Source organism: Streptomyces sp. NPDC053367 (genome assembly GCF_044545925.1).
Lineage (GTDB): Bacteria > Actinomycetota > Actinomycetes > Streptomycetales > Streptomycetaceae > Streptomyces.
The window spans coordinates 118,893-145,568 of sequence record NZ_JBITYN010000006.1 but is presented as its reverse complement, the minus strand read 5'-3'; the positions used below and the strand labels follow the sequence as shown (position 1 = coordinate 145,568).

The following is a 26,676-nucleotide window of genomic DNA, read 5'->3' as shown; positions in this document are numbered from 1 at the left end:
GTTCGGAGGAATCGCTCGCACCGGCTTCGCCCGAGAACGACGCCGATCGGACACGCCCCTCACATGGCGGTGGCGGCCCGGACCAGCCCCGCGACCGCCGTCGAACGGCTGTGGGGAGGCCAGGCGATGACCGTGGTCACCCGGGGAGCGTCGAGGACGGACACGGCGATGAGGCCCTCGCGGAGGCCGGCGCGGCCCGACTCCGGGACGACCGCGCAGGCACGGCCGAGGGCGATGAGCTGGGTGAGCTGGGTATGGTCGCGCACCTGCGGGCCCGGGCCCTCCGGGAAGGATCCGTCGGGACGCGGCCAGCGGGGCAGGGGCAGATCGGGAAGGCCGGTGACCTCGGCGAGCCGCACATGGGGGCGGACGCCGAGGGGATGACCCGCCGGAAGAACCGCGACCTGCCCCTCCGTGTGCAGCTCCTCGGTGTCGAACCCCGCCATGTCGTCGAACGGCCGGTGCAGCAGGGCCACGTCCGCCCGGCCGTCGCGCAGCACCCGCGCCTGCTCCCCCGGCCCGCACAGCATGACGTCCACGGCTACGGCGCCGGGTTCGGCGGCGTAGGCGTCGAGGAGTTTCGCCAGCAGTTCGCCGGAGGCGCCCGCCTTCGCGGCGAGGACCACCGCCGGGCGACCGGCCGCCGTGAGGGCGGCCCGGCGGGTGCGCCGCTCGGCGGCCTCGACGGCGTCCAGCACCGCCCGCGCCTCCCGCAGCAGCACCGCCCCGGCCTCGGTCAGGGCCGCCACCCCCCGGCTGCCGCGCTCCAGAAGGGTGGCGCCCAGGCGCCGTTCGAGTCCTGCGATCGCCCGCGACAGCGGGGGCTGGGCGATCCCGAGCCGCCTCGCCGCCCGGCCGAAGTGCAACTCCTCGGCGACCGCTACGAAGTACCGCAGCTCACGTGTCTCCACCCCGCCAGCCTAACCGGGCTGCCCAGCAGCGATACCCCGGCGGTATCGCTGCCCACCCGATCGGTCTTGGACGCCCCGCCGGGCTCGGAAGCAGCATCGATGCCATGAGCGAGAACAACATCGTGAACGGAAAGAAAGTCGCCCTGGTGACCGGAGCCAACAAGGGCATCGGGTACGAGATCGCCGCCGGGCTCGGCGCCCTCGGCTGGTCCGTCGGGGTCGGCGCGCGCGACGACGAGCGACGCGAGGCCGCTGTGCAGAAGCTGCACGCGGACGGAATCGAGGCGTTCGGCGTACCGCTGGACGTGACCGACGACGCGAGCGTGACGGCGGCGGCGCGGTCGGTGCAGGAACGGGCCGGACGGCTCGACGCACTCGTCAACAACGCGGCCATCACCGGCGGTGAACCGCAGGAACCCACCACCGTCGACGTCGACCGAGTGCGGGCAGCCGTGGAGACCAACGTGATCGGGGTCATCCGCGTCACCAACGCACTGCTGCCGCTGCTGCGCCGTTCGCCGTCGCCGCGGATCGTGAACGTCTCCAGCAGCGTCGGCTCCCTCACGCTGCAGACCACGCCCGACACCGAAACGGGCCCCATCTCCGCCGCGTACGCACCGTCGAAGACGTTCCTCAACGCCGTCACCGTGCAGTACGCCAAGGAACTGGCCGGCACGAACATCCTGATCAACGCGGTCTGCCCCGGCTACACCGCGACCGACCTCAACGGCTTCCGGGGCATACGCACCCCCCAGCAGGGCGCGGCCTCCGCGATCCGGCTGGCGACCGTACCGGACGACGGCCCGACAGGCCGCTTCTTCGACGACGACGGCGAAGTGCCCTGGTGAGGGCCTCCGCATGACCGGGTCGACGACCCTGGCACGCAAGCCGCCGCGCAGGGCGCGGAAGACGCGCCGAAGACATCCGATCACGGCCCGGCGTCAGGGACGGAGCCGCTGAGGACCTGCGTACGGTCCGACGCCCGCAGGCACTCCTCGACGAACGCCAGCACCCTGAGGTGGTACGTGCGCGCGGCCCAGCCGAGGCTGATGTTGTGGCCGGCGCCGGGCAGGCGGTCCACGACCACGCGCGGCGCCCCGGCCAGCCTGCCGACGACTTCGGCGACGTCCTCGTCCCCGTGGCGCCACCACGCCTCGTGTTCCGCGAAGGTAAGCCGGACGGGCACCCGGACCCTCGGCAGCACCTGGGTGGAAAGCCCCTCCCAGCCGCCGACCGACTCGGCCTCGCGTTGCGGCATCGGCGCCACGGCCGCCGCGCCGGCCTGGAAGGTGCCGGAGGGGTACAGGCTCAGTGGTCCCCAGTTGAGCCGTCGTACGCTTCCGCCCTGCCGCACCTGCTCCGGCCCTACGGCGAGCCGGGTGCCGCAGCCGGAGACGTCCAGTCCCAGCAGCCCCTCCGGTGCCTGCTCGGCCGCGAGCAGGAAGGCGAGCTTGCCGCCGAAGGAGTGACCGAGCAGCAGCACCCCTCCGCCCACAGCGCCGTCGGAGGCCAACTGCCGTACGGCGGCGGCGACTTCGGCCGCCTGCTCGGCGAGCGGACGGCCGTGGGGCAACTGGGCGGCGGACACGCCGTAACCGGGGCGGTCGAGGGCGACCACCCGGTAGCCGAGGTGCGCGCCGAGCCTCAGCAGGGAGAGGTCCGGGTGGGCCTGGCCGTCGAAGTATCCCGCGCTCATACCGCCGCCGTGCAGGGCGACGACGAGGGCACGCGGCGGGCTGTGCGACGGCTCGCTCTGGAGCCCCGACAGGGTGACGGACCCCGCCGGCACCGTGATGCGGCGGACGCCCGGCGGGACCGGGACGGCCGGCTGCGTGCCGAGCGTGCGGGTCGGGGCAGCGATGATCTCGGTGGTCAGGCCTTTGTCCAGGGTCACGGCTCTCCACTCGTCGTACGGTGTGGTGGATCTTGCGGCCAGCATCCTTGGGGCGGGGTGGCTGTTCAAGCACCTGCCGTCGCAGGCGTGTGGTCACGTCTGTCCTGCGGGATCACCCCTACGGCGGGCCGGCGCTGGAGAGGGCAGGCAGCCCGAGTGCGTCCGCTGCGCGTCGCGGACAGGGGACACGGCCGCGTTCGAACCGGACCTTCTCCGCAGCGACCGTGGCTCACAGGCGGGGTCCCAGCACCTCCAGGGCGCCGGTCTGGGTGTCGTAGCTGCGCAGGGTGATGAGCTGGGCAGACGGCGGCGGCGCCGGCAGCAGTTCAGGGACCCGCCGGTCGGCGAAGGCACCGGCCCGCCGGGTCCGGCCGAGGGTGACATGCGGCTTCCAGCGGCCAGGCGCGTGCAGGGGGTTGAGAGCGTCGGGCGGGGTGTCCGAGGCGAGCGCCTCCCACACCCTGCGGTGCAAGCCGGCCAGCGCGGAGTCGGCGTGCAGCGCCCAGGCGAGCACCGAGGTGGGCCGCTCGAAGCGGATCAAGCCGGTGAACCGTACCGGCAGCGGCAGGACGGCCGCGACCTCGGCGAGCTCCCAGCGGATCGGGGCGGTCAGCTCCGGGCAGGCGGCCAGAGTGACGTGCGGACTGTTGCTCGGGGAGCGGTGGCGCGCCTGACTGGGCAGCCCCGCGTCCGCGAGCCGTCGCCAGGCCTCCCGGACCGCAGCGTCCGCCGACTCATCCAACAACAGCTCGACCGTGCGCACCGCCGTAGGCTACCGGCGATCAACGGCACCCTCGTGACGCAGGCTCCCCCATCCCACGCTCGGATCGGCCTCGGAAGTCGGAGCCGCCCTGGCCACAGTTTGCGGCCGGAGGCGGTGGCGGTGGCGGTGGCGGTGGCGATCACGTCACTGCCCTTCACGGCTGCCGCGCTGCGCCTCGGCATCCAGGGTCGCAAGCCCCTGCTCCCATCGCCGGCGACGCTCGCCCTCGGACTGCTCCCACCAGGGTGTGCCCCGTTCCCCCAGCGCGACCTTCGCCCGATTCACGCGAGATCGCGCCGTCCGTTCGGCCCTCTCATCCCCCTCGGTCGTCGCAGAGCGCACCGCGCGACGAGCCGACATCAGGTGACGGCGAAGACGAGCCGCGACTTCCTCAGGGATCGATGGATCCGTCGCCCGCCACTTCCGTCCCTTGATCACGACAAAGCGCCCGTCCGGGGTCTTCTCCAGCGGCTGGTCAGCTTCCACGTGGGGAATGGTGCCCGTTTCACGCCGACCTCAGCGCCGTAGCGCCCGGGCAGGGGCTGCTCCGCGGCGTCCGCGGCGGTTGGAGGGCCAGGCGAGGGGAACCCGGCACGGCAGTGCCCCAGTGCGGGACATACACAAGGCAGCGCAATGACAGCTCGCGTCTACACGATCGGACACTCGACCCGCAGCTTCGACGCGGTGCTCGGCATGTTGCGCGGGAACGGCGTCACCTGCCTGGTCGACGTCCGCTCGTACCCCTCGTCCCGGAAGTATCCGCAGTGGAACCAGTCGGCCGTCGTCGACACCCTGCCACCCGACATCGGGTACCGCTGGATCCGTGAGCTGGGAGGCCGCCGTCACACACCGAAAGGCGTGCCGAGCCCCAACGGCGCGTGGCAGGTCAAGGCGTTCCGCGACTACGCGGACTACATGAGCACGGACGCGTTCGCACAAGGGCTCGGCGAACTGCTGGAACTGGCCGAGCACGAGCGGCCCGCGATCATGTGCAGCGAGGCGGTGCCATGGCGGTGCCATCGAAGGCTGATCACGGACGCGCTGATCGTCTCCGGTGCAGAGGTCGTGCACATCATGTCGGACACCTCGGCGAGACCGGCCGCCCTGAGCCCGCACGCTCAGGTCGGCGACGACGGCTCCCTGTCCTACCCTCCGCCCGGCTGATGCGGGGTCCGCAGGACCCCTACGCGGGGCTTTCTCCCCCGGTCACCGGCCGGCGGACCCGCCGGACGGGCGCGGTGGCGGTGGAAGCAGCCCTCGGGAACTGTTCAACTGATCGAGGTGGTGAACGTCGGGTACCCGGCGGCACAGCCCGTGTGCCGGCCGTCTGTGTGCACGCGCCACGACGGGGGAACCTGTTCGGCCGGACCGTGCGAGAGGTGCGAGAGGACTTCATGTGACAGAGCCCGGCGACCAGGGCCCCGACGGCCGGACGGACGACTACCAGCCGGATCCGCACCGCTGGCGCGCCCTCTGGGTCACGTTGGTGGCAGGCTTCATGAGCCTGCTGGACGTCACGATCGTGGCGGTCGCGCTGCCCACCGTCCAGCACAGCCTGCACGCCTCCCCCGCGCAGGTGCAGTGGGTCGTATCGGGCTACACCCTCACCTTCGCCCTCGCCCTCGTCACCGCCGGACGGCTCGGTGACGCCCTGGACCGGCGCCGCATCTTCCTGACGGCGCTCTGCGGCTTCGTCGTCTTCAGCGCCGCCTGTGGTGCCGCCCCCGACATCACCCTGCTGATCGTGGCCCGTCTCGCCCAGGGACTGGCGGCCGGATTCATGGCGCCCCAGAATTCGGCGCTCATCCAGCGACTGTTCCGCGGCGCCGAACGCGGACGTGCTTTCGGCTACTTCGGAGCGACGGTCGGCGTCTCCTCCGCGTCCGGTCCCCTCATCGGCGGCACGATCCTCGGCCTGGCCGACGGCCAGCAGGGATGGCGTTGGATCTTCTACATCAACGTCCCCATCGGCATCCTCGCCGTCCTGCTCGGCCGCCGGCTGCTGCCGCGGAGCCCGCGGTCCGGTCGGAGCCACGTGGACGTGCCCGGTGTGCTTCTCCTCGGACTCGGGGTTCTCGCCCTGATGAATCCGCTGGTCCAGGCGGAGTCGGACGGGTTGCGCCGCCTGTGGTGGATGTTCCCTGTGGGTGCTCTGGTCCTGACCGTCTTCGTCCGCCGGCAGTACCGTCTCGTCTCCAGGGGGACCGAACCGCTGCTGGACCCGCGCCTGTTCACCACCGTGCGCGGCTACGCCGTGGGCGCCGGCGTCGGCACCCTGTACTTCATCGGCTTCAGCGGCGTCTGGCTCGTCTTCGCCCTCTTCTACCAGAACGGCCTGGGTTACTCGCCCTTGCAGTCCGGCCTCGCCGTCACGCCGTTCGCCCTGGGCTCGGCGGGTGCCGCTGTGGTCGCGGGCCGGCTGGTGAGCCGGTACGGCCGCCTGCTCACCGTCTGCGGCCTCGCCGGAGTGATCGGTGGTCTGGGCGGAGCCGCTCTGCTGCTGCGCTTCGCCCCTCTGGGCATGGCTCCCTGGATCGCCGCGCCTGTCCTGTTCCTCGGTGGTGTCGCAGGAGGCTTTGTGGTCTCACCGAACATCACCATGACCCTGCGGGACGTGCCCGTCCACATGGCCGGCGCGGCGGGAGGCGCCCTGCAGACGGGCCAGCGGCTCGGCGCCGCGGTGGGCACGGCTGCCCTGCCCGGCCTCTTCTACATGGTCCTCGGCAGCGGTGACGACTATCAGGGCGCCCTCGTCATCGCCCTGGGCGCCGCCGTCGCGGGGATGCTGACTTCCCTGGCTCTGGCCGCCTTCGACTGGAGACGCGACCGGGGCAGGCGCGGGAAGCACGGGCAGTGCACGGACGATGCGGCCGGCAGCCCGATGCACTCCCGGCAGAAGTGACCCGCGGCTCTCAGCCGTACGCCAGGTCCCGTCGGCGCAGTGCCGCGAGGCCGGCTGCGACCAGGGCAAGCGCGGTCGCGGTCAGGCCGGTCACCGGGCCCCATTCCATTGCGCCGCCCGGCAGCTTCGGCAGGTGTCCGAAGGGCGAGAGGTCCAGGACTGCCTGGGGGACGTCCAGGGCCGGGCCGATCCAGCCGAGGAGGAGGGCCGCTGCGGCCACGGCCCAGGCGGCTGTCGCCGCTCGGGCGGTGACGCCGTGCAGCAGGACGGCGACGCCGCCGACGACCCAGATCGCGGGGAGCTGGACCATGCAGGCGCCGAGCACCGCCGCCGTGTCGCGGCCATGTCCCAGGGCGAGACCTGTCCCGGCGAGCAGCATGATCAGTGCGCTGCCGCCGAAGGCGATCACCAGGTGTCCGGCCGCCCAGCGGAGCCGGCCGACGGGGGCGGCCAGGAGCGGCTCCGCGCGGCCGGAGGTCTCCTCGCCGTGCAGGCGCAGCACGGCCGCGACGGTGTACAGCGAGGCGACCAGGCCGAAGAAGCCCGCCATCGCCGCGAGGAAGGCGTCCGTCAGGGCCGTCTGCCCGCCCATGCGCTGGAAGATCTCACGGGCCCGGTCGTTGTCGCCGACGAGGTCGGCCGCGCCCTCGGTCATCGCGCCGTAGACGGTCCCGGCGACCAGGAAGGCGGCGCTCCAGCCGAGCAGGCTGCCCCGCTGGAGCCGTCGGGCGAGCGCGCCGGCGGTGCCGAGGCGGCCGGTGGCGGGGCCCGGCCGGGTGGGCAGGAAGCTCATGCCGACATCGCGGCGCCCGGCGAGTTCGTAGGCCAGCAGGCCTTGGAGCAGGATCGCCGCGGCGAACAGCAGGAGCACCCACCAGCGTTCGCCGGCGTACGGGCGGAGGTTCTCCAGCCAGCCGAGGGGGGACAGCCAGGTCAGCGGTGACGAGCCGTCGTCGGTCGCCGAGTCGCCCGCGGCGCGCAGTACGAAAGCGGCTCCCAGCACCGCCGCCGTGAGCCCGCGTGCCAGCCGTGCGCTCTCGGTGAGCTGGGCGCCGATCGCCGCCGTGGTCGCGAAGACCATGCCGAGCCCCGCGATCCCCACTCCGAAGGCGATCGCCCCGCCGCCGCCCTGCGACCACAGTCCGCCGGTGATCAGCAGCCCGAGTACGGCGTTCGCGGCGGCCGCGGTCAGCAGAGCTGCCGTCAGCGGGGCGCGTCGGCCGACCATCGCGGACGAGATCAGCTCCTGCCGGCCGCTCTCCTCCTCGTCCCGGGTGTGCCGTACGACGAGCAGCAGGCTCATCACGGCCGCCAGCGCCCCCGCGTACACCCCGACCCGCCAGGCGGTCAGGGCGCCGTACGAGTCACCGAACACCGGGCCGATCATCGCCCGCAGCGAGGTGTTGGTCTCCAGTTGCCGGAGCAGGCCGGCGCGCTCGCCGGCGGTGGCGTACATGCCCTTGAGCGTGTTCGGCATGGACAGCACCATCAGTGCGTTCACGCCGACCCACACCGGGATCGTCACCCGGTCCCGCCGCAGGGCGAACCGCACCAGCGTGCCGGTCCCGGCCAGCGGACGCGCGCCGGCGGCACGTACGGCGAAGGCGAGGGCGGTCATCGTGCGGCTCCACTCAGGTCGTCCTGGTAGTGCCGCAGGAACAGCTCCTCCAGCGTCGGCGGCGTCGAGGTCAGCGACCGCACCCCGGACTCACCGAGAGAGCGCAGTACGGCGTCCAGGCCGTCCGCGTCGACCTGGAGCCGCACCCGGTTGCCCTGTACGTCGAGGTCGTGCACGCCGGGCAGCCGCGAGAGGCCGTTCGGCGGGCCGGCCAGTTCGGCCGTGACGCTGGTGCGGGTCAGATGCCGCAGGTCGGCCAGCGAGCCGGTCTCGACGGTGCGGCCCTTTCGGATGATGCTGACCCGGTCGCACAACTCCTCCACCTCGCTGAGGATGTGCGAGGACAGCAGGACCGTCCGGCCCCGCTCGCGCGCCTCCACGACGCACCGCTGGAAGACCTCCTCCATCAGCGGGTCCAGGCCCGAGGTCGGCTCGTCCAGGACGAGCAGTTCCACGTCGGAGGCGAACGCGGCGACCAGGGCGACCTTCTGCCGGTTGCCCTTGGAGTAGGTGCGGCCCTTCTTGGTCGGGTCCAGCTCGAAACGGTCGATCAGCTCGTCGCGCCTTCGGGAGTCCAGCCCGCCGCGCAGCCGGCCGTACAGGTCGATGACCTCGCCGCCGGAGAGGTTGCGCCACAGGGTGACGTCGCCTGGGACGTACGCGAGGTGCCGGTGCAGGTCGACCGCGTCCGTCCAGGGGTCGCCGCCGAGCACCTGAGCCGCGCCGGAGTCGGCGCGCAGCAGGCCGAGCAGGACGCGGATGGCCGTGGACTTGCCCGCGCCGTTCGGCCCGAGGAAGCCGTGCACTTCCCCGGCCTCCACCTCCAGGTCGAGTCCGTCGAGTGCGTGGGTGGCGCCGAAGGACTTGTGCAGTCCGCTGACGGTGATGGCCTTGGTCATGCTTCAGAACCTACGCTTCATTCAGAAATTTGTGAAGTTAAGGAACTGCATGAATTTCCGGTAGGGTGGCCGTATGTCGGAGTCCAGGGACGCGGAAGCGGTGTCGAGGTTCGTCGAGTCGTTCGCGGCTCAGCTCGTCGAGGCCGGCATGCCCCGGATGCCGGCCCGGGTGTTCGGCGCGCTCCTCGCCTCCGACGAGGGCATGCTGACCTCCGCCGAACTGGGCGAACAGCTGAAGATCAGCCCGGCCGCCGTCTCCGGGGCGGTGCGCTATCTCTCCCAGGTCCACATGGTCTCCCGCGAACGTGAACCCGGCTCCCGCCGCGAGCGCTACCGCGTCCACGCCGACCAGTGGTACGAGGCCCTCACCAACCGCGAGGCCATCCTCAAACGCTGGGAGGACGCCCTGCGGGACGGCGTGGCCAGCCTCGGACCCGCCACCCCCGCCGGCCGCCGCATCGCCGAGACCCTGGCCTTCTTCGAGTTCATGGGGACGGAACTGGCCGCCATGATGGAACGCTGGCGAGCCCACAGGGCCAGGACCTTCGACACGCTCGACTAGGGCTTAGGGCTCTCCGCCGGGGGGTGGCGCACGGTGTGCGTTATGGGGCACCGGGCGCACGAGCTGTATTTGTCGAACGTCCGGGACACCGGCAGGTTCGCAGGTTCCCGCAAGGGGTGGCACTGGCCGTCGAGGGCCAGGTCGCGGCGGGGCCGGAACCGCACCCTGCACGCCGACGGCGACTACGACCGCTACCGGACCCTTGCTGCTCGACCTACGAGGTCAGCTCCAGCAATCTGCACCCCCCGCGTACCCGTGCCCAGTTGAGCGTGAGCCGCCCGCAGGTGCGCCTTTCGCCCTTGAACAGCGGCCCGTAGCCTGCCCGCAGCCGCGCGATGTCCGCAACTCCGGGCCCAGCGGCGCCCGCAGGAGCGCGCGCACAACCGACAGACGGGCCACGCGTGCACGCTCTACGCGTTCGGGTCCCACTCCGCGAGCTGCTCCATCGGCATGGTGTCGCCGGTGATCCGCAGGGCGTCGAGCGGGGCGCGCGCGTAGAAGTAGAGGACCAGATCGCTCGCCGGGCCTCGCATCGTCATGTCGCCCGGCTCCGCGTCGGCGGCGAGGTCGTCGCAGCGGACGCCGTCGGCGTCGAGGGTCAGGCGCCAGGAGCGGCCCTCGGTCGCGTGCAGGTCGATGGTCGCCGGCTTGAACGGCCAGGGGACGGTCGTCGCCGAGACGGTCGTCAGGAACTCGTCCACGCCCTCGACCGCGACGTCCGCCGGCAGCGGCTGTGCGGCCCCCTGGGTGAGCTGGGCGTCGTAGGTGTGGACGGCGATCTCCTGGATCTGGTGCCGGGCCACGGCTCCGCTGGTCTGCGGGGCCTGCGAACGGCCCCACCAGGTCCAGCAGCCGCGGTCCGGGCCGGCCTCGCGCAGCGCGTCGAGCATGAGCGCGGTCGACCCTGCGAGCCAGGCGTCCAGGGCCTCGCGGTCGCGGGGTGCGGTCGGAGCACCCTTCGGGTCCGTCTTCGCCGGGGGCTCGGCGCCCGGGCCCGCGGCGACGATGGCGGCCTGGCGGCGGCGGCCGTCGCCGAGGTGCTGTGCGAGTTCGCGCAGCGTCCAGTCCGGGCAGGTCGGGACCTGGGCGTCAAGGTCGGGGGCGGACTCGATCGCGGCGCGGAACGCGGCCGAGCGGTCTTCGATCAGCCGCAGGACCTCGGGGAACTCCAAGTTGTTTTGCACGTCGGTTGTGTATCACGGGGCTCCGGACGCCGGACAGCGAATTTGTTCGCCGAACACGTCGACGGGCGGGGCGGAGAGCTACTGCTCTGAGAGGGAACATTCCCCGGATGGGCCCGGGATAGCCTGCGCCCGTGAAGGTCTATCCCCTCTGGCACATCAGCCACCAGAACGAGGCCGGCCCCGACGGCGCGACGATTCACCTCGACGACGAGGGCGTGTTGGTCATCGACGAGCCTGACGGCGACGACGTCAAGCTGCTCGGCATCTACTCCTCCGAGGCCGTGGCCGAAGAGCGGGCCCGTCGCGCGCGTCTTCTGCCGGGCTTCGCCGACGAGCCGGACTGCTTCCAGATCGAGGAGTACGACCTCGATGAGGACCACTGGACCGAGGGCTTCGTCCGCGTGCCGGTCCAGGCTTCGGGTGGACGACCGTGCGGGGGCGGGCCGTTCACGCCGCCACGGTGAGCATCCTTCCTCCTCGGCGAAGGCCCAGTTGTACGCCCCAAGCGCGTCCGGTGAAGTGGTCCGCCGGTGGTGGCGCACCAGCGGCGGACCGAGAGACCTACACCGGCGTCCGCGTCACCTTGAGATCGAAGGCGAACGAGGACTCGCAGGAAAGCGGGGTGGTCGTGTCGAGCACCGTGATGGTCAGCGCGGAGCCGAGTTGCTGCCTGGTCCCACGTGCCACGACCACCCAGGAGGGCTCCCGGGTGACCTCGTGGACCCGCTCCGGTTCTCCCGTGGCCGCGTAGGTGCCCTGGATGACGGCGGTACCCGCCGGGCCGCCGCCGGCGCCGTGTGCTTCGACGGGCACTTCGACGGAGACCGAGCCGTTGTCGAAGAGGCGCGACGGGGTTGCGCCACCGCCGTACTCGCCGTCCGGCCCTTCGACGACCACGCCGGCGACGGCGCCGTACAGGGAGTTCTCGTACAGGTCCACGACGATGGATCTGTCACCCGACCGACCCGTGCAGAACAGGTAGTGCCCCTTCTCGTCCGCGGTCACCGCCCCGCCGGCTGTGGCTTCTGGCGTCGCGTGCGCCGTGCCGGGCAGCCCGGCGGCGATCACGGCAGCGCCGGCCAGGAAGACCGTACGCGACAAACGCTTTCTCACGTGATTTCCCCCGTGTGGAGATGGGCCGACGATAGATACTCCAGGCGATCTGTGTGCGCCGTCAACGTCCATGCGTGAACGCGGAGTACACGCCGACTCCACTGTGCGCGGCAGGGCTCGCCAGGGATGTCGCAAGCGGCACGCGCATTGCTTCGCCTGCGCACGGCTGGGTGACCGTGCCCCACGGCGCCGTCTCCCGCAGGTACAGCGGGCGGGACGAGCGACGGTTATTCCCTCGCACGCCGTGTACCGCCGGGCCACAATCTGGCCATGAACCACACCGTTGCCTTCCTGTCGCCGAGCCCCGCCGCACGACGGGCGGCAGGGCAGCGACAGCCTTGCGTCCGCTCGGGGCCGAGCTTCGTCCGCTCGTGACGGCGGCCCTGGTCGCGGGGCTCGCGGCCGGCTATGGCATCGCCATTCCGGTCGGGGCGGTCGCGACGTATCTGGTGGCGCTCTCGGCGCGCACCTCGCTCAGGACCGGGGCCGGTGCGGCCCTCGGGGTCGCCACGGCCGACGGGATCTACGCCCTGGCCGCCGTCGTCGGGGGTGCCGCCCTCACCGGTGTACTGCGACCCGTGATCGATCCGCTGCGCTGGGCCTCGGCGCTCGTGCTCCTCGCACTGGCGCTCCGGGGCGGGGCGGCCGCTGTCGGCGAGTACCGAAAGGGCGGGACGGCCGCTCGTGACGGCCGGACGCCGGCGAGCGCGTTGCGGGCGTATATGGCTCTCATCGGCATCACCGTCCTGAACCCCACCACGATGATCTACTTCACGGCGCTGGTGCTCGGAAGCAGCACCGCGGTGCGCCCGGATGTCGCGCATCAGGCGGTGTTCGTCCTCGCCGCCTTCGCCGCGTCCGCCAGCTGGCAGCTGCTGCTGGCCGGTGGCGGGGCGTTGCTCGGCCGGGTCCTGACCGGGAGGCGGGGACGGCTCGTGACCGCCTTGCTCTCGAGCGCCCTGATCACCGCGCTGGCCGTCCGCCTTCTCGTGTCCGCCCCATGAGAGCTCTTGCCGGGTGTGCGCACCCTTCCCGACGGGTGTAGGGCTCCGGTCGTCGCGGCCCGGTTGCCGGCCGCCGTGTGACGTGCCTGGTCTGCGGGCACGCCCGCACGCCCAGGGACGCTGCGGGCCTCGGGTCTGCCAGGATGGCGTCATGCTGCAGGTCTGTCTCAACGGTGCGCGAAGCAGCGCCGAGTGTTCGCATCTGCCGGTGACCGCTGAGCAGTTGGCGGTGGCGGCCCGTGAAGCTGTCGCTGCCGGTGCCGAGGACATTCATCTGCACCCCAAGGGCCCCGACGGTCAGGACACGCTGGAAGCCGCCGCCGTCGCGGCCGCCGTGACCGCCGTGCGGTCTGCCGTCCCGGGCATCCCGGTCGGAGTCACCACCGGCGCCTGGGCCGCGGCCGGACGTCAGGACCGCGTCGCGCAGGTCCGGGCCTGGAACGTGCTGCCCGACCACGCCTCCGTGAACTGGCACGAGGACGGCGCCACCGAGCTCGCAACAGTTCTGCTCGACCGGGGAATCGGCATCGAAGCCGGTATCTACTCCGGCACTCCCGCGGCACGGCGCTTTCTCGACTGGCCCGGATCCCGCCATGTTCTGCGCGTCCTGGCCGAGATCACCGAACCGGCTGCGCAGGACGCACTCGACGCCGCGGCCGACCTGCTGGAGGAACTCCGATCAGTCTCCGTGCCGATCCTCATGCACGGCGAGGACACAGCCGCATGGCCCGTACTCGAACTTGCGGCCTCGCGCCGCCTGGACACCCGGATCGGGCTCGAAGACGTGCTCCACCTCCCCGACGGCACCCCTTCCCCGGACAACGCCGCCCTCATCCGAGCAGCGCGCGGGATCATCCGGCGTAACCAGCGCTGAGATCCCTGAGGTTCGCGGTCGGCGGCACTGCTCGCGAACGGCCGTACGACCCGTCGTAGACCTGGCCCTGCTCGGGGGCGACTCCCTCACTCTGGTCGGCTACTGGCTGATCGGCCTGCCCGCCGCCTGGCTCCTCGGCCACCTCGCCGGGCTGGAGACCGAAGGCGTCTGGCTCGGTCTCCTCACCGGCCTCGCCGCCAACGCCCTGCTCCTGCTCCTGCTCCTGCTCCTGCCGTGATGACGCACACCCCAGGGCCCGGCCCGCCCCGACTGGCCACCGCAAGCCCGGCCAACCGGGTGAACCACCACGGGAAGAAGGGGTGCACGGTCCTCGGCAGACAGGGATGGCCCCGACCGGCGTACCGGTCGGAGCTGTACCCATGACGGTGTGATCGTGAGGGGCGGTCGCCTGGCGGCGAGAGGCACTGCGGGGCTTCAGCCGCACAATCGTCCCTTCGGGCCATGGTTGCCCATCAGCAAGCGCGTCAGGACTCCGGAACAAGCAAGATCTCCCCCGGCGGGTTTCGCCGTCTCGCCTGCGGGTTATCCGACAGCATCGGAGACATTCGCCGCTTTTCAGGAGGATTCATGACCACCGCCCGAGAGATCATGACCGAGGGTGCGGAGTGCGTGGGCGCCGAGGACACCGTCCTGGACGCGGCCCGCAAGATGACCGAGCTCAGCGTCGGTGCGCTGCCCATCTGCGGCACCGACGACCGCCTCAAGGGCGTACTCACCGACCGGGACATCGTCGTCAAGGTCCTCGGTGCCGGCAAGGACCCGGCGCAGGTCAAGGCCGGAGACCTCGCCCAGGGGGAAGCCGTCACCATCGGCGCGGACGACGACGCCGAGGAGATCCTGCGCACCATGGCCTCGCACAAGGTGCGCCGCCTGCCCGTCATCGACGGCCACCGCCTGGTCGGTATCGTCGCCCTGGCCGACGTGGCGCGCGCCCTGCCCGACCGCGCGGTCGGCGACCTGCTGGAAGTCATCTCCAGCGACTGAAGCACAGTTGACCTGGGGGCCGGAGCCGACGGCTCCGGCCCCCAGGTCAGGCGGCATCCCTTCGCCGTTCGAGCGGCGCAGCCAGCGGCCGGGAACCCGACTCCGGCGCCCCGCCGGGGATGAGCCGCAAATGACGCCGCCCACGAGCATGGCGAGGCACCGAGGGTGGCTCGGAGATCCAGGTCTCCACACGATCCATGGCCCACAGCATCAAGCACAGCGTTGGCAGCACCGCGACGGATATCACGATCATCACGACGCGTCCCTTCCTCAACAGGCGTTCGGGACCGGGTGCCCTCGTCGGCCGTACTACCGATGGATGCCTGTGAGGATCATGTGAAGGGTGTCGGGTGTAGGTGCTGCCCACAGCGTCACCCCGTCTCCGACTCCGTCGAGGTGAGGGGAACATCGGTTCCCCGCGGTCGGCACGGCGGTGCGGTCGCATCGGCATCAGGGGCTGCAGAAATACGGAGGGCATCGCGGCGCCGACTTGACGCCATCGCGCGTCGGTTGACGACCGTCCTAGGCCAGACCTTGCGGGGTGAGACCCATCGGCGCCGCGCTCCTCGACGTGCCGCGGGCAACCGCGGGCGAAGTCGTCAGGGCGCGTATGGGAAACGGGTCAGGCCGTATGGGCGAGCTCGACGAGGTGCCGGGCTGTACCCGCGGGATCGACGATCTGATGCAGATGCTCACCGACCAGGTGTGCCACACGCCAGCCGCGATCACCGGCCTCGGCGGCAGCGTCGTCGTACGGAGGGCTGAACAGCAAGTAGGAACAGGGGTGGTCGTCCCAGGCGTCGGGCACCGGGATGTGCTGCTCGTAGTAGGACAGCGGCAGGGTGGGCTGCTCCTCGGTGACCTTCTGCCGCAGGGTCGGATCGGGGAACATGGGTGCGACGTCCGCCTCGTCCCACCAGTCGGTCCAGCGCGGCAGCCGGCCGTTCACCGCCATGGGGCGGAGGAACTCCAGAAACTCGGACGCGGCCACAGGGGTCGGCCCGACCCGGGCCGGCAGTGCGGCGTCGACGAAGACCGAGCCGACCACCGGGTGGTCGAGGCCCGAGCGGATCACCGGGAGAAACAGTCCTGCGTTGCTGTGGGCCACCAACGTGACGGGGCTGCCGGCGGGGACCTGCCGCAGATCGTCGCGGACGGCGTCCACGACGCGAGGCCAGAAGGGCGGAGCACCGGCCCCGATGTGCAGCAAGGACGGCACCCGCACCTGGTGTCCCGCCGCCGCCAGCTGTTCGGCCACCGGGTGCCAGGTCGAGGGGCCCACTGAGGGGCTGTGCACGAGGACGAAGATCGGTTGCATGTGCCGATCCTCTCCCCCGCGCCATGGCAGCCGTGACAGTCTTGGCTGACAGCAGAACGGGCGTCGACCGCGGACCGAGATCAGTCCAGCCGTGCGGGCCGGTGCCGGCACGTCGTGCCCGAGCCGAAACCGAGGTTCCGGCGCAGATGCTCCTACGGTGTCCAGGTGTGCAGCACGTACAAGATGCCGCACGGTAAGCGTGTCTCCCGGGCCCTGGTTACCAGCCTGTGACTCGAACTGCCATACGGCGTGCTCCAGTCCGCCGGCTTCGTGCCCGAGGACTGCGGCTGTCTCTTCAGACGCGGCTTGCAGTGCCTCGTAGCGGAGGTCCGAGATACCGGCGTACACGGCAAAGGCGCGCAGGTGTACATCCACTGCGACCTGCGATCGACCGACCAGGTTACCGATGTAGTCGCCGCTCTTCGGCCCCATCCCTTTCACAGCGCGCAAGGCGGCACGATTGTCCTGGTGGCCGAGCCACGAGTGGAGGTCGTCCCGGGTATCGACACCTCTGGCGACCAGCAACCCGGTGATGGCGTGGGCCGTTGCCACCCTGGCAGGCGCCTTGAAATTCTGGCGGCGGCAAGGTCTTCCGTGGTCCTCGGCAACGTGGGCGGCTTCGACGTGCGGAGGTGCCGCCACACGTCTGCGGTGTCACGGCGTGACACGGCCCGTTTTGGTGCGGAGCATAGCGGCTGATGCCGCGAGGTCGTAGCCACCTCGCTCATGGATCATTTGCCTGGCGTGGTGCTCCGCCATGGCCTGCTCGGCGCTGAGGTAGTCCTCGACGATCCGGACATCGGTCGAGCGCAGCCAGTCCAACTCCAGCATCCGCTTCAGTACCGCGGCGGCGGTCAGGTGAGGATGCTGGTTCTTGGGCACGGAGAGTTCCTCAAGTCCCGCACACTCCAGCGGTGCTTCCCGGACACGCAGCGCCCCATAATCGGCGTTCAGCAGCGCGTCGGTCTTGCGCCTGTCAGTGCGGTTGCGTTCCGCAACGTGCCAGTAGGCCCCGTCGAACTCGATGGCTATACCTCCGCTGTCATCCACGAACAGCATGTCGACCGATCGGTAGCGGGTGGGGATGCGCGGGTCGGTCAAGCGAACGTTGTGCTGTGTGGTGAAGCCACAACGTGACAGCACGTATGCGAGTTCGGCGTAGAGACGGATTTCGAGCACTGATGTGGCCGACATCTGACAGCGGGGGCATCCAGACCCCAGTCCGGTGCGGTTGCTGACCATGGCCTCCCAGGTATGACCACGAGAACAGCGCCAGGTCACGGACGAGTTGCTGCCCGGCAGCACGTGCTGAGGCAGCAGGGGCCAGTTGGCGGCCCTCTCCCATTCGACCGCGAGATCGGGGTGCTTGGCGGCGAGGTTATTGGCAGCTGTTGCTCGCCTACCGGCGCACTCACCGCATTGCCTGGACCTCACTCGGTTGACGACCTGCTGCTTCCACGTGTGACCGTTATGGCACAGCCAGTGCACTGTGCGCTTAGACCCAGGCAGGACGTCGGTAGGGCGCAGTGCACCATTGAGCACGGGGTGCCAGGTGGCAGCCATGCCCGGATCGACAATGGCGAGATTGCGCTCTGGTGTTGCTCGTTGGCCTGAACAGGACCCACAGCCACGCCCATCGGCCACTCGAGAGGCGACCGTGGCAAGCCATTCGTGTCCGGCATCGCACCGCCACCAGCGCTTCGGCCTCGGAGTACCGGGCCGGACATCGGCGGGTGTGAGAGGCGCATTGCGGGTGGGATGCCACTCCCGTGCGACATGGGGAGCGCGATCGGCGAGTGACTGTCCCGCAGGTGGTCGACGCCGGGTTTGACCGCGTCGACCCACGGAGCACAGGGGACATCCCGTCCCGGCGCGGCTGCCGCTTCCGGCGCGCTCCCCTATGGCGGCCGCCCACACGTGACCGCACGTGCCGCACTTCCAGTTCACCTTGCGGCGGGAGCCAGGGCCGATACCTTCCGGGCGCAGCAAGCCGTTGAGTTCCGCGTGCCACTCCGCCGCCAGATCTGGACGGCGCACCGCGAGGTTGTTCGTGCCATCAATCCGCGAGCCGCTACAGAACGGGCAAGACGGGCGGCGTGTCCGCTGCGAGACCTTTTCCGTCCAACGGTGACGGTTGTCATGGAGGCAGCGCCAGGAAACCAGCGTTGCGGAGAAGGGGGTGACATCTGAGGGTGCAAGGCCCGGCCGGCCAGGGGCAGCGACCCATTCTGCCGCCAACTCCGGGTAGGCGGTGCCCAGATCATTGCCATACCCGACCCGGCGTCCGGAACAGTACGGGCATCCATTGCCGCGCCGGCGCTCGCTCGGCGGCATGTCATAACGATGCCGGTCATCCGTGGGGCAGCGCCACCAACGAGCCGGCGCATTGGACTGGGCGGCGACCTGGGCTGCTGAGACCTCGTTGCGCTCACTGTCCCATTCCGCAGCCAGGTCGGGCCTCAGTTCGGCAATCGATCGTCCCGCAACCGGAAGACGCGAGGAGAGGACCTGCCGTGCGACGCCACAGGTCCGGCAGGTGCGCCCGGCCACGAAGTGCCGAATCTGCGCTCGGTACGGCAATCCGCAACCCCGGCACCGCAGGTACGCGTACTTCGCGCTGCCGATGGTCAGGCGGGTTGGATCCAGTCCTTCGTTGAGCTCGGCCAGCCAGGCATTCATCAGTTCTGGCTCCTCCGAGGCCTTCGGAGAACCGGGTCTGCGCACGTTCGCTCCCGTGGACGATTCGGTTCAAGCCGGAAACGCGCAGACCGCGCGCGCTCCCGACCGGCAGCCACCAACGAGCTGCACAGTGCCGATGAGGACTCTATGTCCGGGGTATGACACACGGCACCGGTCCACAGGGACGTACAGCCCGGCCGACAACCTGCCGGACCGGACGACGGGTGTGACCGGCCAGCGTTGACGATGCCGTCGGTGAACAGGGCGAGCACGGTGTCCTCGGCGAACTCGAACCGCGGCCGGCTCACCGCCGACGTGTGGTTCGAGGACGTCGAGTTCACCGACGACTGCCTGCTCGGCGGCGAGCCGGGACAGGGACTCCGGCACACACTCGTGCCCCTCACGCTGGGCCGTATCGGCATCGCCGCCGCCGGTGTCGGCACGGCGCAGGCGGCGTTCGACCACGCCGTCGCCCACCTGTCGACCCGGGAGGCGTTCGGCCGGAAGCCGGCCTGCCGCGCCGACCTCCTGGCCCGCACGCCCGCCGGCACCCTCTACCTCTACCGAGGCACCGGGAACGCCACATCTCTGTTCGCCACCCGGATCTCCGTCGGGACCTACTTCAAGTCCTACGACATCCTCGCCCGACACCGCGGTCGAGCCGGGAGAACCCGGCCTCCCGCCCCGACGCGTCGTGCCCCACCCGGGTCCTGGGCGGGGCACGGCGCGTATGTGCTCCTGCCGCGTCCGTGCGAGGGCGTTCTCCGGAACCGCCGCCTGGGCGGAGACGGACATCTTCAGGGGCACGGGCCGCGCTATGTGCCGGGAGTCAGCAGGCCGGCAGCAGGCTCAGTCGGGCCCATGCCGTCTTGCCGGTGTGCGTGTGGGTCCACCCGAAGGCTTCGGCGAGGGCACGGACGATGCCCAGGCCGCGGCCGTGGTCCTGCTCGGGGTCGGGGTGGGCCGCGGCCGGGGCGGGTGCGGTGGCGCAGGTGTCGTGGACGCGGATGACGAGCTGCTGTTCGTCGGTGGCCAGGTGCAGGTCGGCGGTGCCGCTCGGGGTGTGCAGGTAGGCGTTGGTGACGAGCTCGGAGATGACGAGGAGGGCGTCCTCGATCACGGGGTGGGGAACGCCCCAGGTGCGCAGGGTCGTTCTCGCGTGGTGCCGGGCGGCTTGGACTGCTCGGGGTGCGCCTTCCAGGGGCAGGTGGCTCGTCCGGTCGTGCGGATGCCGGCGCTGGGTCGCGATCTGGTCGGTGGTGGTCTGCATGGGGAGCCTCGCATCGAGGATGTGCGGTGGGGGGTCGCGGTGCGGATCGGTGGGTTCTCCTTGGTCTGGGCCATGGTGGGGAGTCGGTGGCTGGACCCCGGATCCGGTGGCGGGGCTGCGGTGGTCCGGATCCGGGGTGGCGTGTGCCGCCGGAGCGGTTACTTGACGGCGCCCGCGGTGAGTCCGCGGGTCAGGGTGCGCTGGAAGATGAGGAAGAACACGATCATCGGGATGACGCCGAGGAGGGCTGCGGCGCTGAGTGCGGTGGGGTCGCTGGTGTACTGGCCCTGCATGACGGACAGGCCGAGCGGGACCGTCTGCTGGTCGTTGGAGATGAGCAGGACGAGCGGGTAGAGGAACTCGTTCCAGCTCCAGACGAAGAAGAACACGCACATCACCGACAGGGTGGGCCAGCTCATGGGCAGCACGATCCGCCACAGGATGGTCCAGCGGCCGGCGCCGTCCATGGAGGCCGCTTCGATGAGTTCGCGGGGGAAGCTGCTGAAGACGGAGGAGAGGAGGTAGGTGCCGAAGGCGCTGTAGGTGATGCCGACCAGGACGGTGTAGCCGAGTTTGCCGTCGTAGAGGCCGAGTTCCTTGAACAGGTAGTAGATGGGGTAGACCAGGCCCTCCTGCGGCAGGACGTTGACGCCGAGGAAGAACACGAGGAAGGCGGTGCGCCAGCGGATGCGGCCGATGCCGATGGCGTAGGCGTTGAAGAGGGCCAGGACGACGGCGATGACGACGACGCCGAGGCTGATCTGGATGCTGTTGACCAGCTTCTGGGTGAAGTCGACGCGTTCCCAGACGTCGCCGATGATGCTCCAGTTCCACTGCTCGGGCCAGGACAGGGAGCCGTTGGAGCGGTAGTCGGCGCTGGTCTTGAAGGAGTTGACCAGGATGATGCCGAAGGGTGCGAGGAAGGCCAGGACGAACACGGTGACCGCGGCGAGGACGGCGTAGGAGCGCACTCCTCGGCCGTCGGCCTTTCTCTGCTTCCGGCGTCGCCTGGGTGCGGCATGTCCCGTCGGCGCGGTCTTGCGGAGGGCGGGCGCGGTGGCGGTGTCGTCGTCGGTGTGGGTGATCATGGTCATCGCTCCTCGCGGGCCTGGCGGGTGAGCATCGTGCCGGCGATGATCAGCACGAGGAGGGTGATGGTGCTGGAGATCGCGGAGCCGTAGCCGACGTCGGCGCGTTCGAAGAAGTTCTGGTAGGCGAAGTACGCCGGGACCAGGGTGGAGTTGCCTGGTCCGCCGCCGGTGAGGACGAAGATCTGGGCGAAGACCTTCAGGCCGGCGATGGTGGTGGTGACCAGGACGACGTAGACCTCGGGCCGCAGGATCGGGACGGTGATGCGGGTGAAGCGCTGCCACCAGGACGCGCCGTCGAGCGAGGCCGCTTCGTAGAGTTCGGGGTCGATGCGCTGCAGGCCGGACAGGAACAGCACGAGCGGGTAGCCGAGTTGCATCCAGACCAGCACGCCGAGGACGACCCACAGGGCGAGGTCGGGGTCGCCGAGCCAGTTCTCCTGAAGCGAGGAGAGGCCGACGGTGTCGAGGATGCTGTTGACGGCGCCTTCGGGGGCGAGGATCCAGCCCCACATCAGGCCGGTGACGGCGACGGGGATGACCTGGGGCAGGTAGAGGCCGGAGCGGAAGACTCCGACGACGCCGTCGCCGTGCTTCTTGCCGATGTAGTCGAACAGCAGGGCGGCGAGGAAGAGGCCGAGAAGGGTCGGTACGACCGCGATGCCGACGATGACGAAGGCGATGTTGCGGAAGGAGGCCCAGAAGTCGGCGTCCTGGAACAGGCGGGTGTAGTTGTCGAAGCCGGTGAAGACAGGGGTGCCGATGCCCTGCCAGGCGGTGAGGCTGTAGTAGAAGGTCATCACCAGCGGGACGACGAGGAACAGCAGAGCGAGCAGCAGGCCTGGGGCGAGGAAGACGGCGTAGCCCGTGGACCGCCGGTGACGTGTGGTTTTCACGGTTGCTCCTAGGTGGGCGGGACGGCGGCCCGGGCAGCCGGGGCGCCGTCCCCTGAACGGCGCGGCATCTGGGCCTGACCCGGTTCTGCGCGCGGGTCGGGGCCGTGGGCGATGCGGAGTGTGCGGCGGAGCGGCGTCGGCCGCGGCTCTGTCAGGAGCGGGTGGAGATGTACTTCTCGTACGGGGCGGCGAGTTCGTCGAGGACGGTGTCGGGCTTGCCGCCGTTCATCAGGTTCTGGGTGGAGGCGAGCCAGGTGTCGTAGTAGCCGGCGACCGGCCAGTCCGGGTAGAACGCCAGGCCGTTGTCCGCCTGGTAGGTGTCGAAGGCGGTGATCAGTCCCTTCGACTTGGCGTTGGTGATCGTGTCCGCCTTGGCGGCGAGCGGGACGTTGCCCTCCTCGCCGATCAGCTTCTGGATCTTGTCGGACATGGTGATGGCGATGAAGTCCTCGGCGAGCGTCTTGTTCTTCGCCCGGGTGGGGATGACCCAGTGGTTGCCGCCGGAGCCGAGGGTCTTCTCGCTGCCCGGGTAGGGGGCGGTGGACCAGGAGAAGTCGGTGATGTCGGTGGTCAGGCTGCCGAACCACCAGTTCCCGCCGACCATGATGGGCCGCTTCTGCGAGACGAACTGCTCGGTCATGTCGCTGCCCTTGAGGCCGACGTCCTTCTTCTCGAAGTAGCCCTTGTCGAGCCACTCCTGGTACTTGTCGGCCGCGTAGGTCATTTCGGGACCGTGGAAGTCGACCTTGCCCTTGAAGAGCTGGTAGTCGTCCACCCAGGCGTCGGTGGCCTTGGACAGGGCGAGCAGGTAGAGCCAGTGGCCTGCGGGGTGGTCGTTGCCGGCGTTGGCGAGCGGGGTGATGCCGGCGGCCCTGAACTTCGCGAGCGCCGCCTCGAAGCTCTTGAAGTCGGTGGGCTTGTCGACCTTGTACTTCTTGAACAGGTCGTCGTTGTAGTACGTCAGGACGAACTCACCGTAGTTCGGTATGCCGTACCACTTGTCGCCGCCCATCTCGCCCTTGGCGTCGTAGCGGGCGGTGACGGACGCCCGCTCGCTGATCGCCTTGTCCCAGCCGTGTTCCTTCACCAGCGGGGTGAGGTCGGTGAGCAGGCCCTGCTTGGCGAGGAGGCCGGTGGTGGCGTTGCCCTTGTTGTACTCCATGACGTCGGGCGCCTTGTCGGAGTTGAGGATCATGCCGGCGTTCTGCTGGATCTGCTCGAACGTCTTGCGCTCGAAGACGACCTTGACGTCCGGGTGGGTCTTCTTGAACTCGGCGATCGCCGCGTCCCAGGCCCTGCTCAGGGCGCCGTCCTGCTGCTCGTAGTGCCACAGCCGCAGGGTCTTGCCGTCGCCCGCGCCGGTGTCGGAGCCGCCGCAGGCGGTCAGCGGGGCCAGCAGGGCGAAGGTGGAGGCCGCGAGGAGGAGAGACCTTCTGCGGACGGTACGGGTGCGCGGGTTGTTCATGGCGGTTCCTCGATGTGCGTCGTTGCGACAAGGGCGGGTCAGGCGGCGGTGCGGCGTCGGTGGACGCGGGCTTCCCACGGACGCAGGGTGCAGGTGCTCGTGAGAGGTGAGGTGGCGGGAAGGTTGGCGATGAGCGTGTCGCTGTCCTGCCAGCCGTCGGGCAGGTCGACGGTGAGCTCGGCCGGCCCGAAGTTGGCGAGTACGAGCAGTTCGACGCCCCGCTCCCGGTCATGGCGGGTGAAGGCGTAGAGCTGCTCGTGGTCGGGGTGGAGCATGTGGAAGTCGCCGTGGGTGACGGCGGGTTCGGTGTGCCGCAGCTCGATCAGGCGCCGGTAGTAGTGGAAGACGGAGTCCGGGTCGGCGAGCTGGGCCTTGGCGTTGACCTGCTTGTGGTCGGGGTTGACGGCGATCCAGGGGGTGCCGGCGGTGAAGCCGCCGTGCTCACCGGCGTCCCACTGCATGGGGGTGCGGGCGTTGTCGCGGCCGCGGGCACGCAACCCGGTCAGGATCTGCTCCTCGTCCACGCCGAGGGCGAGCTGGTCGCGGTGGTGGTTGAGGGACTCGATGTCGCGGAAGTCGCCGATGGAGGCGAACGGGGCGTTGGCCATGGCGAGTTCCTCGCCCTGGTAGACGTACGGCGTGCCGCGGTGCAGATGCAGTACGGTGGCCAGCAGCTTGGCGGAGCGGTCGCGGTAGCGGGGGCCGTCGTCGCCGAAGCGGGAGACGACGCGCGGCTGGTCGTGGTTGCTGAAGTACAGGCTGTTCCAGCCGGTGTCGCCGAGGCCGGCCTGCCAGCGGCCGAGGCTGGCCTTGAGGTCGGTGAGCTTCAGCGGGCGGACGTCGAACTTGCCGCCGGGCCCCTGGTCGAGGCCGACGTGCTCGAACTGGAAGACCATGTCGACCTCGCGGCGGGCGGGGTCGGTGAACAGCCGCGCCTGCTCCACCGTGACGCCGGGCATCTCCCCGACGGTCAGCAACCGGCGCGGGTGCCCGGCGAAGACCTCGCGGTGCATCTCGGCGAGGTAGTCGTGGATGCGGGGGCCGCAGATGTAGTGGGCGCTTCCGTCGCCGTACCGGCCGCCCTCGTGCACCGGCCCGTCGGGCAGGCCGGGTGCCTTGGAGATCAGGTTGATGACGTCCATCCGGAAGCCGTCCACGCCCCGGTCCAGCCACCAGCGCATCATGGCGTACACGGCCTGGCGGACCTCGGTGTTGTCCCAGTTCAGGTCGGGCTGCTTGCGGGAGAACAGATGCAGGTAGTACTCGCCGCTGCTCTCGTCGTAGGTCCAGGCCGGGCCGGAGAAGAAGGAGCCCCAGTTGTTGGGTTCGGCGCCGGGTGTGCCGGGCTCCATGCCCGCGCGGGGCGGGCGCCAGATGTACCAGTCGCGGCGCGGCCCGTCCGGTCCGCCGTCGCGGGAGGCGGTGAACCAGGGGTGCTCGTCGCTGGTGTGGTTGACGACGAGGTCCATGACCAGCTTCATGCCGCGCTCGTGCACGGCGTCGAGGAGCCGGTCGAAGTCGGCGAGGGTGCCGAACAGCGGGTCGATGTCCTGGTAGTCGCTGATGTCGTAGCCGTTGTCGTCGTGCGGGGAGGGGTAGACCGGGGAGAGCCACAGCACGTCGACGCCGAGCTGGGCGAGGTAGTCGAGGCGCTCGATGATGCCCTGGAGGTCACCGACGCCGTCCGCGTCGGAGTCGGCGAAGCTGCGGGGGTAGATCTGGTAGACCACCGCGTCGCTCCACCAGGAGTCGGCAGGGCCGGCCACGTTTTCGGGCACGTCAAATCCTCATCGTGGGTCTTGGGTACTGGGTGTTCTTCTTGGGGTGAGCGGGGTCAGGGCCGAGCGGCGCCGACCGGGCGGGGTCAGGCCCGAGCGGCGCCGACCGCGTCCTGGATGACGAGGCAGGCGGCGCCGCGGGCCCAGAGGTCGTGGTGGACGGGGTCCACGTGGATGTCGCAGTCCTGGGCGGCGGTGGAGAAGGCCTGGGCCTGCATCGCCCGGGACATGGCGGGGCCGAACAGGTCGTGGGCGACCGCACCCTCCCCGGCGATGATGATCTTCTGGAGGTTCAGCAGGTTGCACAGGCCCGCAAGGCCCCTGCCGAGGGCGTTTCCGGCTTCGGTGAAGGCGGAGCGGGCGACGGTGCGGGCCGCCTCGGGGCCTGAGCGGGCGAGGTCGATCGCCTCGCCTATGTCCGCGCAGTCCACTCCGGCGTCGGTCAGGTGGCGCAGCACGGCGCGGTCGCCGGCCAGGGCCTCCAGGCAGCCACGGCGGCCGCAGCTGCACATGGGGCCCGCCGGGTCGAGGGGCAGGTGGCCGAGTTCTCCGGCCAGTCCGGTGGCGCCGGAGAACAGGGCGCCGTCCAGGAGCAGGCCGCAGCCGATGCCGGGGCCGACGGTGACCACGGCGAAGGAGTCCACGTCCCTGCCCTGGCCGAACCAGCGTTCGGCGACGACCAGGGTGTTGACGTCGTTGTTGACGACGACCGGCAGGCCGGTGGCCTGGCGCAGGGGGCCCGCCACGTCGACCTTGTTCCAGCCGAGCAGGGCGGAGTAGCGGCAGACGCCTGCGGCCTGGTCGACGTGTCCGCTGACCCCGACCCCGAGTCCGAGCACCCTGTCCGCCGCCTCGGGCGCCTCTTCCAGAAGCCTTCGGGTCAGGTCGGCGACGGCGGACAGGGCGGTTTCGGGGGTGCGGTCGGCGATGGGGGCCTCGGCGCGGGCCAGGACGCCCGCGGCCATGTCGGTGACGACCGCGGAGACCTGGGCCGGGCCGATCTTCGCGCCGACGACGATGTGCTTGTCCGGGTTGACCTGGAGCATCTTCTGCGGCCGGCCCCGCCCGGTGGGGGCGGTGTCCAGTTCGCGGAGGTAGTCGTGCTCCAGGAGCGGCGGCAGCATCCGCGTCACGCTGGAGGGCACCAGTCCGAGCCGCTGCGCGAGCTGGGTGCGGGAGATGGGCCCCGCGGTGAGGACGGTCGCGAAGATCTCCGCGCGGGTCTGCTCACCGACAAGCTCCGAGAAACGGATCTTGGACGGGGTCATCACACATGCCTCCGGAGAACGATCGGTCAGAAGAGGTACCAGCGTGGCGCGGCGGTGGAGCCGTTGGCCAGTGGCTGCGGGCCGGCCGGCGGGAGCGTGGCCGATAAGGCGAGTACGGCGACCGTCATGGCGGCCTCCCTGGGTGGTGTCCCGTCCGTCCAGTGGGCGGGGCGACTTCGGATGAC

24 protein-coding genes and 1 pseudogene are annotated in these 26,676 nt (G+C 70.6%); 9 read left to right on the top strand and 16 right to left on the bottom strand.

Annotated elements, in window-relative coordinates; genetic code table 11:
* Window positions 1-59 precede the first annotated feature (59 nt).
* Window positions 60-911 (bottom strand): LysR family transcriptional regulator, encoded by an 852-nt coding sequence (locus tag ACIGXJ_RS18565; protein ID WP_399646310.1) that lies wholly within the window; start codon window positions 909-911, stop codon window positions 60-62.
* Between the two features lie 104 nt (window positions 912-1,015).
* Here ACIGXJ_RS18565 and ACIGXJ_RS18560 point away from each other — a divergent pair, with 104 nt between their 5' ends.
* Window positions 1,016-1,759: an SDR family oxidoreductase gene (locus tag ACIGXJ_RS18560; protein ID WP_399646307.1), complete on the top strand. Its 744-nt coding sequence runs from the start codon at window positions 1,016-1,018 to the stop codon at window positions 1,757-1,759.
* An 80-nt stretch (window positions 1,760-1,839) separates the two neighbouring features.
* Here ACIGXJ_RS18560 and ACIGXJ_RS18555 read toward each other — a convergent pair whose 3' ends face one another.
* From ACIGXJ_RS18555 to ACIGXJ_RS18545, 3 genes are all read right to left on the bottom strand, one after another.
* Window positions 1,840-2,805: an alpha/beta hydrolase gene (locus ACIGXJ_RS18555; RefSeq protein ID WP_399646304.1), complete on the bottom strand. Its 966-nt coding sequence runs from the start codon at window positions 2,803-2,805 to the stop codon at window positions 1,840-1,842.
* 229 nt (window positions 2,806-3,034) lie between these two features.
* On the bottom strand, window positions 3,035-3,568 hold the full coding sequence (locus ACIGXJ_RS18550; protein WP_399646301.1) for a 2'-5' RNA ligase family protein: 534 nt from the start codon (window positions 3,566-3,568) through the stop codon (window positions 3,035-3,037).
* A gap of 144 nt (window positions 3,569-3,712) precedes the next feature.
* Window positions 3,713-4,054, bottom strand: coding sequence for a hypothetical protein (locus ACIGXJ_RS18545; protein WP_399646298.1), 342 nt, complete (start codon window positions 4,052-4,054; stop codon window positions 3,713-3,715).
* Between the two features lie 147 nt (window positions 4,055-4,201).
* Between ACIGXJ_RS18545 and ACIGXJ_RS18540 the strand changes: the two genes are divergently transcribed.
* Together ACIGXJ_RS18540 and ACIGXJ_RS18535 are read left to right on the top strand one after the other, a co-directional pair.
* Window positions 4,202-4,732, top strand: coding sequence for a DUF488 family protein (locus ACIGXJ_RS18540; RefSeq protein WP_399646295.1), 531 nt, complete (start codon window positions 4,202-4,204; stop codon window positions 4,730-4,732).
* A 334-nt stretch (window positions 4,733-5,066) separates the two neighbouring features.
* Window positions 5,067-6,470 carry an MFS transporter gene (locus tag ACIGXJ_RS18535; protein WP_399646956.1) on the top strand — a complete coding sequence of 468 codons (1,404 nt, stop codon included), beginning with the start codon at window positions 5,067-5,069 and terminating at the stop codon, window positions 6,468-6,470.
* A gap of 10 nt (window positions 6,471-6,480) precedes the next feature.
* Here the strand turns inward: ACIGXJ_RS18535 and ACIGXJ_RS18530 are convergent, their stop codons facing one another.
* Window positions 6,481-8,088, bottom strand: a complete 1,608-nt coding sequence (locus tag ACIGXJ_RS18530; protein ID WP_399646293.1) for an ABC transporter permease — start codon at window positions 8,086-8,088, stop codon at window positions 6,481-6,483.
* Window positions 8,085-8,987: an ATP-binding cassette domain-containing protein gene (locus ACIGXJ_RS18525; protein ID WP_399646290.1), complete on the bottom strand. Its 903-nt coding sequence runs from the start codon at window positions 8,985-8,987 to the stop codon at window positions 8,085-8,087. The genes ACIGXJ_RS18530 and ACIGXJ_RS18525 overlap by 4 nt, the downstream gene beginning before the upstream one ends.
* Before the next feature lie 73 nt (window positions 8,988-9,060).
* Here ACIGXJ_RS18525 and ACIGXJ_RS18520 point away from each other — a divergent pair, with 73 nt between their 5' ends.
* Window positions 9,061-9,549 carry a GbsR/MarR family transcriptional regulator gene (locus tag ACIGXJ_RS18520; RefSeq protein WP_399646287.1) on the top strand — a complete coding sequence of 163 codons (489 nt, stop codon included), beginning with the start codon at window positions 9,061-9,063 and terminating at the stop codon, window positions 9,547-9,549.
* Window positions 9,550-9,959: 410 nt separating this feature from the next.
* Here ACIGXJ_RS18520 and ACIGXJ_RS18515 read toward each other — a convergent pair whose 3' ends face one another.
* Window positions 9,960-10,733, bottom strand: a complete 774-nt coding sequence (locus tag ACIGXJ_RS18515; RefSeq protein ID WP_399646285.1) for a maleylpyruvate isomerase N-terminal domain-containing protein — start codon at window positions 10,731-10,733, stop codon at window positions 9,960-9,962.
* Window positions 10,734-10,864: 131 nt separating this feature from the next.
* Between ACIGXJ_RS18515 and ACIGXJ_RS18510 the strand changes: the two genes are divergently transcribed.
* Window positions 10,865-11,197 carry a hypothetical protein gene (locus ACIGXJ_RS18510; RefSeq protein WP_399646282.1) on the top strand — a complete coding sequence of 111 codons (333 nt, stop codon included), beginning with the start codon at window positions 10,865-10,867 and terminating at the stop codon, window positions 11,195-11,197.
* Between the two features lie 97 nt (window positions 11,198-11,294).
* On the opposite strand, the gene ACIGXJ_RS18505 is transcribed toward ACIGXJ_RS18510, so the two are convergent.
* Window positions 11,295-11,846, bottom strand: coding sequence for a hypothetical protein (locus ACIGXJ_RS18505; RefSeq protein WP_399646280.1), 552 nt, complete (start codon window positions 11,844-11,846; stop codon window positions 11,295-11,297).
* Window positions 11,847-12,217: 371 nt separating this feature from the next.
* Here ACIGXJ_RS18505 and ACIGXJ_RS18500 point away from each other — a divergent pair, with 371 nt between their 5' ends.
* The 3 genes from ACIGXJ_RS18500 to ACIGXJ_RS18490 all read left to right on the top strand — a co-directional run bounded on the left by ACIGXJ_RS18500 (window position 12,218) and on the right by ACIGXJ_RS18490 (window position 14,729).
* Window positions 12,218-12,850 (top strand): LysE family transporter, encoded by a 633-nt coding sequence (locus ACIGXJ_RS18500; RefSeq protein ID WP_399646277.1) that lies wholly within the window; start codon window positions 12,218-12,220, stop codon window positions 12,848-12,850.
* 151 nt (window positions 12,851-13,001) lie between these two features.
* A complete protein-coding gene (locus tag ACIGXJ_RS18495; protein ID WP_399646274.1) occupies window positions 13,002-13,724 on the top strand; it encodes a 3-keto-5-aminohexanoate cleavage protein in 723 nt (240 codons plus the stop codon).
* A gap of 588 nt (window positions 13,725-14,312) precedes the next feature.
* Window positions 14,313-14,729 carry a CBS domain-containing protein gene (locus tag ACIGXJ_RS18490; protein WP_399646271.1) on the top strand — a complete coding sequence of 139 codons (417 nt, stop codon included), beginning with the start codon at window positions 14,313-14,315 and terminating at the stop codon, window positions 14,727-14,729.
* 622 nt (window positions 14,730-15,351) lie between these two features.
* On the opposite strand, the gene ACIGXJ_RS18485 is transcribed toward ACIGXJ_RS18490, so the two are convergent.
* Entirely contained in the window at window positions 15,352-16,047 is a 696-nt protein-coding gene (locus ACIGXJ_RS18485) for an alpha/beta hydrolase (RefSeq protein ID WP_399646269.1), read from the bottom strand.
* A 654-nt stretch (window positions 16,048-16,701) separates the two neighbouring features.
* A complete protein-coding gene (locus tag ACIGXJ_RS18480) occupies window positions 16,702-18,726 on the bottom strand; it encodes a zinc-ribbon domain-containing protein (protein WP_399646267.1) in 2,025 nt (674 codons plus the stop codon).
* A gap of 246 nt (window positions 18,727-18,972) precedes the next feature.
* Here ACIGXJ_RS18480 and ACIGXJ_RS18475 point away from each other — a divergent pair.
* Window positions 18,973-19,227: pseudogene (locus tag ACIGXJ_RS18475) on the top strand (acyl-CoA dehydrogenase family protein); the annotation flags it as partial.
* A gap of 328 nt (window positions 19,228-19,555) precedes the next feature.
* Here ACIGXJ_RS18475 and ACIGXJ_RS18470 read toward each other — a convergent pair.
* From ACIGXJ_RS18470 to ACIGXJ_RS18445, 6 genes are all read right to left on the bottom strand, one after another.
* Entirely contained in the window at window positions 19,556-19,996 is a 441-nt protein-coding gene (locus tag ACIGXJ_RS18470) for an ATP-binding protein (protein ID WP_399646265.1), read from the bottom strand.
* A 158-nt stretch (window positions 19,997-20,154) separates the two neighbouring features.
* Window positions 20,155-21,084 (bottom strand): carbohydrate ABC transporter permease, encoded by a 930-nt coding sequence (locus ACIGXJ_RS18465; protein ID WP_399646954.1) that lies wholly within the window; start codon window positions 21,082-21,084, stop codon window positions 20,155-20,157.
* A 2-nt stretch (window positions 21,085-21,086) separates the two neighbouring features.
* Window positions 21,087-21,980, bottom strand: coding sequence for a carbohydrate ABC transporter permease (locus ACIGXJ_RS18460; protein ID WP_399646262.1), 894 nt, complete (start codon window positions 21,978-21,980; stop codon window positions 21,087-21,089).
* Between the two features lie 151 nt (window positions 21,981-22,131).
* On the bottom strand, window positions 22,132-23,445 hold the full coding sequence (locus ACIGXJ_RS18455; RefSeq protein ID WP_399646260.1) for an ABC transporter substrate-binding protein: 1,314 nt from the start codon (window positions 23,443-23,445) through the stop codon (window positions 22,132-22,134).
* Window positions 23,446-23,483: 38 nt separating this feature from the next.
* On the bottom strand, window positions 23,484-25,223 hold the full coding sequence (locus tag ACIGXJ_RS18450; RefSeq protein ID WP_399646258.1) for an alpha-glucosidase: 1,740 nt from the start codon (window positions 25,221-25,223) through the stop codon (window positions 23,484-23,486).
* Window positions 25,224-25,309: 86 nt separating this feature from the next.
* Window positions 25,310-26,491 (bottom strand): ROK family protein, encoded by a 1,182-nt coding sequence (locus tag ACIGXJ_RS18445; RefSeq protein WP_399646255.1) that lies wholly within the window; start codon window positions 26,489-26,491, stop codon window positions 25,310-25,312.
* Between the last annotated feature and the right edge of the window lie 185 nt (window positions 26,492-26,676).